This window comes from Rathayibacter sp. AY1A7 (assembly GCF_002930845.1).
GTDB lineage: Bacteria > Actinomycetota > Actinomycetes > Actinomycetales > Microbacteriaceae > Rathayibacter.
In genome coordinates, this window is sequence record NZ_PSTL01000040.1 from 1 (window position 1) to 10,299 (window position 10,299).

Consider the following 10,299-nt stretch of genomic DNA (forward strand, 5'->3'; position numbering starts at 1 on the left):
GACGAGGGGGACGGGGAACGGGAACGGGGAGGGACCGGGCTGCGGGCGCCCGATCCCTCCCCGAGGCGGAGGCTAGGCCTCCTGGTCCTCACGGCGACGGCTGCGGGCGATCAGGAGCGAGCCGAGGCCGAGGGCGACAGCACCTCCCGAGAGCAGCAGCCAGGAGCCGGTCTCCACTCCGGTGGAGGGGAGGCCGCCGGGGCCGGTCGGCGCGGTGATCGGCGCGGCCGTGGCGGCCGGTCCGGCCGTCGGCACGACGGTGGGCTCCGGGGTCGACGTGGGCTCCGGGGTCGACGTGGGCTCCGGGGTCGACGTGGGCTCGGGGGTCGACGTGGGCTCGGGGCTCACGGTCGGCTCGGGCGTCGCGGTGGGCTCGGGCGTCGCCGTCGGCTCGGGAGTCGCGGTCGGCTCCGGTGAGCCGGTCGGCTCCGGCGTCGGCGTGGGCTCCGAAGTCCCCGGCAGCTCGACGGCGGCGCCCTCCGGCGCCACGGCGAGCAGCGCCCGGGCGACGTCGCTGAACGCTCCGACCGGGTGGTTGCGGAACACCGGCGAGGTGCCGAAGAGGAAGCCCTCGGTGCCCGACTCCGTCGAGAACGAGACGGCCGAGGCCTGCCCGGCCGCGTCGCTCCGGGACTGCCCGTCGGAGTCGACCCAGTGCCCGGCGACGAACGTGCCGTCCTCCGAGTAGCTCTGCTCGACCGCGACCGACTCGTCGAAGCCGGCGAACCACAGTGCCGGCGAGACGAACGCGGTGTCCTGCGGGTAGTCGCCGAGGACTCCGCCGCCGGGCGTCTCGACCGAGACGATGCCGTTGGAGCCGCTCGTGCCGGTCTGCGCAGTCAGCTCGGCCAGGCCGAAGTCGGACACGAAGGCCGCTCCAGCGCCACCGCGGCCGACGACGTCGCCGCCCGCCGCGAGGAACTCCTCGACCACGGTGCGGCCTGCGGCCTGCTCCGGGGTGAAGGAGAGGGCGCGTCCCACGTAGAGCACGTCGGCGCTCTCGAGGGTCGCGGTGCCCGCGGTGAGCGCGGCCGCGTCGACGGCGACCGCGTCGGCGAAGCCGAGCTTGGCCAGCGCGTCGCGGTCCTCGTTCGTGCCGGAGTAGGCGACGCGGAGGGCGTCGAGCGCCTTCCCCTCCTCGGCGCGCACGCGGTCGGCGGTGGTCGCCGTGAAGTCGACGCCGAAGGCGGCGGCGGCTCCCTCGGCGGCCGCGAGCCCGGCGGCGTCTGCACGGAGGGCAATCGTGCCGTCCTCGAACTGCTCGAGGGCGACGCCGTCGGCCAGCAGCGCGTTGACGGCCTGGTACTCCAGGACGCCGCGCGGCTCGAAGGCGAGGTAGTCGGCGCCTGCCGGGAGGGAGCCGACCGGAGCCACGGCGGTCACCGGCTCCAGGCCGACGGCCGGGAGGGCGTCGGTGGTGGAGCCGATCGCCTGCACGTCGGCGCCCCAGAGGAGCGAGAGGCTCCAGGCCGAGACGTCGTACATCTCGGGCACGCGGCTCGAGATGTCGCTGCCGTCGGCGAGGAGGACGTTGGCGAGGCCGCGGACCGACTGGTGCATGTCGACCAGGTAGGTGCCCGCGGGGTAGGAGACTCCTCCGACGCTCGTGGCGGCCGTGGTCCGCGACACCTCGACGCCGTGGGCGAGCAGCTGCGCGACGAGGGTCTCGGCGTCCGAGACGGAGCGCTGCGTGCCGTCGACGGGGATGACGTAGGCGCGCGGGTACTCGGTCGTGTAGACGTCGGTCTCGTCCCAGATCTCGGTCCACTCGGTCGGCACGCCCGCGGGCAGGTCGGCCCCGGAGACGTCGGCGGGGATCTCGATGGCGGGGGCGCCGGTGACGCCGCGCTCGAAGATGGCGACCTGGTTGCTCAGGAGCGCGTCGCGGTTGGCCTCGATGTAGTCGACGGAGGCGTCCATGACGATCCCGGCGACCTCGACGTCGATGTCCGCGTTGGCCTGGCCCTGGGCGATCTCCTCCGGAGTGCTGTTGGCCGTGCGGCCGAGCGGAAGCTCCACCGTGTTGGTGATCGCGCCCTGGAAGGCGACGTACTGCGGGGCGAAGATGGGGGGCCAGTCGTCCCAGCCCGCGCGGATGTCGCGGTAGGGGATGAGGATCTTCCCGGTGTTGTCCGTGGTGGCGCTGCCGTCCTCGGCGAGGTAGGTGTTGCCGGGCACGTCGGCCTCGACGACGCGGCGCTCGATCTCGAGCGCGGTCGCGTAGGCGTGCGGGAGGAAGAGGTCGTACTCGTAGTTCTCGCCGTGCGGCGGGCCGCAGGGCTCGACCTGGAGGATCCCGGTGTAGCCGTGGATGTCGATGAAGTACGTGGGCTGGAGCACGCTCGAGAGGTCGCGGATCACGGCCGCCTCGCTGGTGGCTCCGGTGATCATGTCGCGGTTCGGGTCGTAGCCCGCGGCGACGGCGCGCTGGCCGAGGGCGCGGCCGTCGGGGTTGTTGGTGACGGTGAAGTAGAGGCGGTTGCCCTCGAGCAGCGCCTCGGTCTCCGCGTCCTCGGCGGTGGCGACGCCCTCGATGTACTCGAGGATCGCGTCGCTGCCCTCCCACTCGTTGCCGTGGATGTTGCCGTTGAACCAGACCGGCACCTTGTAGCCGTCCATCAGCTCGGCGTCGGCGGCCGCGGCGGCGGGCTCGTACTTGAGCCGGTCACGCCACTCGGCCTGCTGCGCCGTCTCGGCCTCGGTCTCGGGGGCGGTGACGGTGACCAGGTAGATGTCGCGGCCGAGGCCGGACTTCCCGACCACCTGGGTCGAGACCCGGTCGGAGCGGGCGGCGAGCGCGTTCAGCTGCGGCGCGATGGCGTCGTAGGGGGTGACTCCGCGCAGGAGCGAGGCGTCGGTCGGGTCGACGGGCACCTCGGTCAGCGGGGTCTGCTGCGGGTAGCTGGTCGGCACCGCGATCGGAGCGGACGGCGGACGCACGATGTCCACGCGGGTGTAATCGGCGGGTGCTGTCGTCGTGGCGGTCGCCGGCGGGGCGACCAGGAGGCCGCCGGCGGCGAGCGCGAGCGCGGCGCATCCGGAGGCGAGGGCGGTTCGAGATCTCAAGCGGAGTTCTTCCCTTGTCGAGGCGTGACGGAACGGATCGGGCCCCCGTCGGCGTCTGGATCTCCGAATCGGATGTGAACCCTCTCAGGAAGATAGAGACTCCATGTTTCCGTCACGTGTCGGCCGGGTCACCCCCGCGAGATGCCTCGTCGGAGGCCTCGCGCGGCGAGTCGAGTGTCGGAGCGGCATCCGACGAGAGGAGGAGAGAGGGCCTGGTCAGAGGAAGAGGGAGAGGACGAGCGTGGCGCCGAGCGCGAGGACGGAGGCGAGGGAGACGCCGACGGTCACGGACTTGAGGGCGCCGCGGACCGACTGGCCGAGGAAGCTCTGCAGCAGCCAGAAGGTGTTCGAGGTGACGTGGATGCAGAACAGCGCGCCGGAGCCCGCGGCGAGCGCGATCAGCAGAGGGTCGAGGCCGAGTGTCGCGGCGACCGGCGCGACGACTCCGGCCGCCGTGATCGCCGAGAGGGTGACCGAGCCGACCGCGATGTGCAGCACGGCCGCCATCACCCAGACGAGCAGCAGCGGCGCGGTCGCCGAGGTCGAGAAGTAGCCCTTCAGGATCTCGCCGAGGTCGCCCTGCGCGATCACCGCGGCGAGCGCCCCGCCGACGCCGGTGAGCAGGAAGATCTGCCCGCCGTCCTGGAAGCCCTTGGCGACCGCCTTCTCCATCCGCGCGGTTCCCACGGTGGACCGGCCGACCACTCCGGTGCCGATCACGGCGAGGAGGAGCGCGATGACGGGGTTCCCGAGGAACTGCAGCACCGGCAGCTCGATCCCGGAGACGGTGAGCACCGCCTGCGCGGCGATGAGCAGGAGAGCGAGGAGCATGGGCGCGAAGAGGAGCAGGAGCGGGCGCTCGCGGGCGGCGTGGGCGTCCTGCGCCTCAGCGGGACCCGCCGCGTCCTCGACGGACGAGCCGGACGAGCCGCCCGACACCGCTCCGGCTCCGCCCGAGGACGCCCCGCCGCGCCCCCGCGCGCCGAACGACGGCAGCCGTCCGCCGTCCGCATCGGGCGACGCTCCCACCGTCGCGAGCCCGGTCGTGTCGTCGCGCACGACCAGCTGCTCGTCGCGCGCTGGGTCCCAGAAGCCGAGGCGGAACGCGAGCGACATCAGCAGGATCGTGACCACGACCGTCGGCGCCACCACCGCGAAGCCGCCGAGCATCATCACGCCCAGCGGCACTCCGAGCAGCCCCGCGAGCGCGACCGCGGCGAAGCCGGGCACCATCATCACGATGCCCGTCTCGAGCCCGACGGCGAAGGTGACGGCGACGATGCCGGTGCCCGCGCGCCCCAGCCGCGGCGCGATCCGGCGCGCGAGCGGGGCCGCGATCACGATCAGCGCGTCGACGAAGATCGTCTGCAGGTAGGTGGCGAAGGACAGGCCCAGCGCGTAGGGGATCCCGCGGCGGCCGAAGACGCGCAGCAGGCCCTCGACGAGCCGGACGACGGCGCCCATCTCGTTGAGCATCGCGCCGATGAGCACGCCCCAGCCGATCAGGAGGCCCGCCTCCATCATCACCTCGCCGAAGCCGGTGGTCATCGTGGAGACGGTGTCGACAGGGCCGAGCCCGGTGAGCAGGCCGATCGCGGCGGCTCCCACGGCCAGCGCCAGCACCGGGTTGAACCGGAAGCGCACGATCGCGACGACCACCACGACGATCACGAGGGCGACGACGCCCAGGGTGTACCACTCGGGCATGACGTCCTCCTCCGCCCGCGACTGCGCGTGCCGTCACACCCTAGGGGACCGCCGCGCACCCCCTCGCCCCCGCCGGGCACGGGGCCCTAGCGTGGACGCATGGCACTGACGCTCCCCGAGCCCCGACTCCCCTCCCTCCTCGACTCCCCCGTCCTGCGCTGGGGGGTGATCGCGCCCGGCTCGATCGCCGGCTCGTTCGTCGAGGCGCTGCAGAAGCACACCCGGCAGCGCGTGGTCTCGGTGGGCTCCCGCTCGCTGGAGCGCGCGGAGCGGTTCGCGAGCCGGTTCGGGATCGAGCGGGCCTCGGCCGGCTACGAGGCCGTGGTCGAGGATCCGGAGGTCGACGTGGTCTACATCGCCTCGCCGCACTCGGAGCACGCCCGCCAGGCGCTGCTCGCCATCGCCGCGGGCAAGCACATCCTGGTCGAGAAGCCGTTCGCGCCGACCCCGGGCGAGGCCGAGATGATCGTGCACGCCGCGCGCGACGCCGGAGTCTTCGCGATGGAGGCGATGTGGATGCGCTACCTGCCGCACATGGACGTCGTGCGGCAGCTGCTCGCGGACGGGGCGGTCGGCGCGCCCGCCGTCGTCTCGGCCGACTTCGGCGCCGCCTTCGACTTCGACCCCTCCAGCCGCATCTTCGACCCGGCGCTCGCGGGCGGCGGCCTGCTGGACGTCGGCGTCTACGCCTCCTCCTTCGTCTCGATGGTGGCGGGCACCCCGCAGAGCACCGTCGTCGCCGGCAGCATGACCTCGACCGGCGTCGACGCGACCGCGACGATCGTCGGCAGCCACGCGCACGGGGTGCAGTCGGTGGCCACCTCGACCGTGCTGGCCGACACCCGCCACGCGGCGAGCGTCGCGGGGCGGGCGGGGCGGATCGACGTGCACCCGTCGTTCTGGACGCCGGGCGGCGTGACGCTCACCCGCGGCTCCGAGAGCGGGTCGTGGATCGACGAGACGCCGCTCCAGGGCGGCGAGGGCCTCGCCTGGGAGGCGCTGCACGTCGCGCAGTACGTGACGGAGGGGCGCACCGAGTCGCCGCTGCACCCGCTCGACGAGGTGGTCGCCGTGGTGCGGACCCTCGACGACGCGCGCCGCCGGCTGGGCGTCTCGGTGTAGGGCGGGCGGCGGGAGACCGCCGTCCCGGCCCTCAGCCCGCTGGCAGCTCGACGCGGAAGCTCGTGCGCCCCGGCTCGGACGCGACGAGGACGCGCCCGCCGTGGGCGTCGACGACCGCCGCCACGATCGCCAGGCCCAGCCCCGTCGATCCGGTCGTGCGCGCTCGGGAGGAGTCGCCACGGGCGAAGCGCTCGAACAGCACCGGCACCAGCTCCGGCGCGATGCCCGGGCCGGAATCGGTGACCGTCACGACTGCGATCGGCCGCCCCTCCGACACCTCCTCGGCGAGCGCCGCCACGACCCGGGTGCCGGGGGGCGTGTGCACGGTCGCGTTCCGCAGCAGATTGGCGACCACCTGGTGCAGCCGGAAGCCGTCGCCGCGGATCTCGATCGGCTCCTCGGGGAGCTCGAGGTCCCACTCGTGGTCGGGGCCCGCGGCGTGCGCGTCCGACAGCGCCTCGATCACGAGCAGCGTCAGGTCGACGGGCTCCTTCTCGAGGTCGCGGCCCTCGTCGAGGCGGGCGAGCAGGAGGAGGTCCTCGACCAGCGAGGTCATCCGGGTGGCGGCGGACTCGATCCGATCGAGGGAGTAGGCCGCCGACTCCGGCAGCTCGGTCCCGCCGCGCCGGGGCAGCTCCGCGTAGCCGCGAATCGCCGCGAGGGGAGTGCGCAGCTCGTGCGAGGCGTCGGCGACGAACTGCCGCACCTTGTCCTCGCTCGCCTGCCGCGACTCCAGAGCACCGGTGACGTGGTCGAGCATGCGGTTGAAGGCGGCGCCGACGCGGCCGACCTCGGTGCGGGTGTCGGCGTCCTCCTCCGGGACCCGCTCGACCAGCTCGACGGCGCCGCGGTCCAGCGGCAGCTCGGCCACGCGGGTCGCCGTCGCCTCCACCCGCTCCAGGGGCCGCAGGGCCACGCGGATGATCGCGGTGGCGACGAGGGCGACCAGCAGCATCGCCAGCAGCACCACCACGACGACCACCCAGGTGAGGGAGGCGAGCGTCTCGGCGACCTCGCCCAGGGGGACGCCGACGACGACGACGGAGCCCTCGACCGCCGCCGCGCGCACGCGGTAGGTCCCGAGACTCCCGGGCAGCTCGATGGTCGCCTCCTCGCCCCCTGCGGCGACGGCCGCCGCGAGCACCGAGTCGGCCGGGTCCGAGAACTGCCGGCAGACCCCGTCGGCGTCGACGTAGGCGCCGATGAAGGAGCCGTCCGAGCCCTGGACGGCGGTGATGGTGCTGAGGTTCTGGCTCGGGCCGCCGCCGAAGGATCCGCTGGGGCAGGTCGTGGCCTGCTCGATCGCGCTCGACCCGCCGAAGCGGCTCGGCCCGTCGAAGTCCTGGAGGCGCGTGACCGACTGGCTGAGCGACGCGTCCGTGCTGCCGTAGAGGATCGAGCGGGCGGAGAGCACGCTGACCGCTCCCACGACGCCCGCCGTCACCGCGACGAGCGCGACCACGGCGACGACCATCCGCCGCCGCAGAGTCCACGGCGCGCGCCGGCCGCGGCGGGAGCTGCGGAGGGCGGAGCGGGTCGCGAAGTCGCCGAGCGACGGGCGGCCGGTGCGGCTCACTGGTCGGCGGGCTTCAGGAGGTAGCCGGCGCCGCGCACGGTGTGGATCATCGGCGAGCGGCCGGCGTCGATCTTCTTGCGCAGGTACGAGATGTAGATCTCGACCACGCTCGACTTGCCGCCGAAGTCGTACGACCAGACCCGGTCGAGGATCTGGGCCTTGCTGAGCACGCGGCGCGGATTGCGCATCAGGAAGCGCAGCAGCTCGAACTCGGTGGCGGTCAGCTCGATCTCGTCGCCGCCCCGGCGGACCTCGTGGCTGTCCTCGTTCAGCACCAGGTCCCCCACGACGACCTCGGGGTCGTCCGCGTCGTTGGCGAGCAGGGTGCTGCGGCGGATGAGGCCGCGCATCCGGGCGACCAGCTCCTCGAGGGAGAAGGGCTTGGTGACGTAGTCGTCGCCGCCGGCGGTGAGGCCGGCGATCCGGTCGTCGAGCGCGTCCTTCGCGGTGAGGAAGAGGACCGGGGTCTCGCTGCCGTCCGCGCGGACCCGCTGCAGGACCTGGAGGCCGTCGATGTCGGGGAGCATCACGTCGAGCACGATCACGTCCGGTCGGAACTCGCGGGTGATCGTGATCGCGGCGCGGCCCTCGGCGGCGGTGCGCACCTCCCAGCCCTCGTAGCGCAGAGCCATCTGGAGCAGGTCGGTGAGGGTGCTCTCGTCGTCGACGACGAGGACGCGGATCGGCGTCCCGTCGGCCCGCTTCAGGCGGGTGCGCTGCGCGGGGGCGAGGTGCTTCGAGGGGGCCGGGGTGCTCATGACTCCAGTATCGGGAGTTCCCTATGGATCGGCTATGACCGGCCGATGCCGTCGCTGTGCGCTCCCGATGCGTCCTCCGCGGGATCGGCGTCGAGCTCCTCCGGAGCGATCGCCGCGGTGCGCGCGTAGCCGCGGACCCGCCGGTCGATGAAGGTCGCCGCCCAGAGCAGGACGCCGATCACGAGCAGCACCCCCGCGATGCCGTACTGGGCGGTGTCGCGTCCCGAGGTGATCGGCAGCACCAGGTAGACGCAGGCGATCGTGCCCAGCACCGGCAGCACGGTGGGGGTCCGGAAGTGACGGTGCTCGACCGGCTGCCGCCGCAGCACCAGCACGGAGACGTTGACGACGGCGAAGACCGCCAGCAGGAGGAGGGACGTGGTCCCGCCCAGCAGCACCGCGATGGGGTCGGAGGGGTCGCGCGACACGTAGGCGGTGAGGAGCAGGGCGATCACCGTCGTGAAGAGGATCGCCGCCCACGGCGTGCGCCGTCCGCGCAGCACGTTCTGCAGGAACGGCGGCAGCACGCCCTGGCGGCTCATCCCGTAGAGCAGGCGGCTGGCCATCATCATGTTGATCAGCGCGCTGTTGGCCACGGCGAAGAGCGAGATGAAGGGCAGCAGCGTCGAGATCGGGAAGTCGGGCGCCGCGGCCTCGACGACCGTGACGAGCGGAGTGTCGTTGCCGGCCAGCTCCCCCACGGGGACGATCGCGACGGCGAGCGTGGACACGAGCACGTAGACCACGGCGGTGATGCCGAGACCTGTGAGCATCACGCGCGGGAAGATGCGGCTGGGCTCCTTCGTCTCCTCCGCCATGTTCACCGAGTCCTCGAAGCCGACCATCGCGAAGAACGCCAAGGAGGTCGCGGTGCTCACCGCGAGCAGCAGCGACTTGTCCTCCGGCGCCTCGAACGCGACCACCCGCGAGAAGTCGGCCTGCCCGCCGAACACGGCGAAGAAGCACACGAAGATCACCAGCAGCAGGCCCGAGAGCTCGATCAGGGTGAGCACCACGTTCAGCCCGACGCTCTCGGCGACGCCCCGCAGGTTCACCAGGGCGATGCAGACCATGAACACCAGCGCGATGCTCAACCGCGTCCCCGCGCCGTCCCCGAGCCCGAAGCCGATCGCGAAGTTGCTCGCGAAGGCGCCCGAGGCGGCGGAGGCCGAGGTGATCCCGCTCGCCATCACGGTGAAGCAGACGAGGAACGTGACGAAGTGGATCCCGAACGCCTTGTGCGCGTAGAGCGCGGCGCCCGCCGCCTGCGGGTACTTCGTCACCAGCTCCAGGTACGAGCAGGCGGTGAGCGTGGCGACGACGAACGCGATCACGAAGGGGAGCCACGCGGCCCCGCCCACCTCGGCCGCGACCTGCCCGGTGAGCGCGTAGATCCCGGTGCCGAGGATGTCGCCGACCACGAACAGCAGCAGCAGCTTGGGGCCGAGCACGCGCTTGAGCTCGGGCGGGGCGGACGTCTCTCTCGTGGCGGTCATCGTCGGCCCCTCCCGTTGCGGATGAGCGCGAGCCTACGACCGCGGGCACCGCCCCGGGAAGAGCGGGCGCCCGGAGAGCAGGAGTCGACGACACCCACGACTCCGCCGTCGCGCCGTGCGCAGCGCAGCCTCCACCTCGCCGGCGGGAGGCTGCGCGAGGCCGGCTGACCGGATGCTGCCACGGCCGGAACCTGCCCGGACGTCCCGTGGGCCCCCGACCCTCCGCCCCGCGCGGAGCCGGGGGTCCGCCGCATGTCCGGATGCTGCCGTGCCCGGATGCTGATCTGGTTCCGCCGACGGGCCTCCGCGAGGCTCGGAGGACCACGACGAGAGGACGCACCATGACCGCCACTGCACCCGCCGCCACCCCGCACCTCGGCCCCGTCGCCGCCGGAGGCGCCCTCGCCTGGGCCGCGCTGGCCGCGCTCCTCCTGCTCGGGGAGCCGCACCCCGCGGCGGTCCTCCTGCTCGTGCTCGCCGCTGCCGCCGCGGGGTGCGGCTCCCCGAGCAGGAGGAGCGCGGCCAGCGCGGCCCAGGCGAGGGCGCCTCCGGCGGCGACGGGGCCGAGGTGCGG

Annotated in this window: 7 protein-coding genes; 2 read left to right on the top strand and 5 right to left on the bottom strand. The window is 73.3% G+C overall.

The window, feature by feature from the left end; all coding sequences use genetic code 11:
- Window positions 1-72 precede the first annotated feature (72 nt).
- Both C5B95_RS16785 and C5B95_RS16790 read right to left on the bottom strand, forming a co-directional pair.
- Complete coding sequence (locus C5B95_RS16785; protein ID WP_104349679.1) at window positions 73-3,066, bottom strand: M14 family zinc carboxypeptidase; 2,994 nt, start codon at window positions 3,064-3,066, stop codon at window positions 73-75.
- 216 nt (window positions 3,067-3,282) lie between these two features.
- Window positions 3,283-4,773, bottom strand: a complete 1,491-nt coding sequence (locus C5B95_RS16790; protein WP_104337726.1) for a GntP family permease — start codon at window positions 4,771-4,773, stop codon at window positions 3,283-3,285.
- Window positions 4,774-4,872: 99 nt separating this feature from the next.
- Here C5B95_RS16790 and C5B95_RS16795 point away from each other — a divergent pair, with 99 nt between their 5' ends.
- Window positions 4,873-5,895: a Gfo/Idh/MocA family protein gene (locus tag C5B95_RS16795; protein WP_104223651.1), complete on the top strand. Its 1,023-nt coding sequence runs from the start codon at window positions 4,873-4,875 to the stop codon at window positions 5,893-5,895.
- Between the two features lie 31 nt (window positions 5,896-5,926).
- On the opposite strand, the gene C5B95_RS16800 is transcribed toward C5B95_RS16795, so the two are convergent.
- From C5B95_RS16800 to C5B95_RS16810, 3 genes are read right to left on the bottom strand one after another with little or no spacing between them, the layout of a single operon-like run.
- A complete protein-coding gene (locus tag C5B95_RS16800; RefSeq protein ID WP_219812137.1) occupies window positions 5,927-7,471 on the bottom strand; it encodes a cell wall metabolism sensor histidine kinase WalK in 1,545 nt (514 codons plus the stop codon).
- Window positions 7,468-8,229: a response regulator transcription factor gene (locus C5B95_RS16805; RefSeq protein ID WP_104223650.1), complete on the bottom strand. Its 762-nt coding sequence runs from the start codon at window positions 8,227-8,229 to the stop codon at window positions 7,468-7,470. Before C5B95_RS16805 ends, C5B95_RS16800 begins: the two co-directional genes overlap by 4 nt.
- A gap of 32 nt (window positions 8,230-8,261) precedes the next feature.
- A complete protein-coding gene (locus C5B95_RS16810; protein WP_104247764.1) occupies window positions 8,262-9,725 on the bottom strand; it encodes an APC family permease in 1,464 nt (487 codons plus the stop codon).
- Window positions 9,726-10,066: 341 nt separating this feature from the next.
- Between C5B95_RS16810 and C5B95_RS16815 the strand changes: the two genes are divergently transcribed.
- A partial coding sequence (locus C5B95_RS16815) for a hypothetical protein (RefSeq protein WP_219813864.1) occupies window positions 10,067-10,299 on the top strand: 233 nt, incomplete at its 3' end.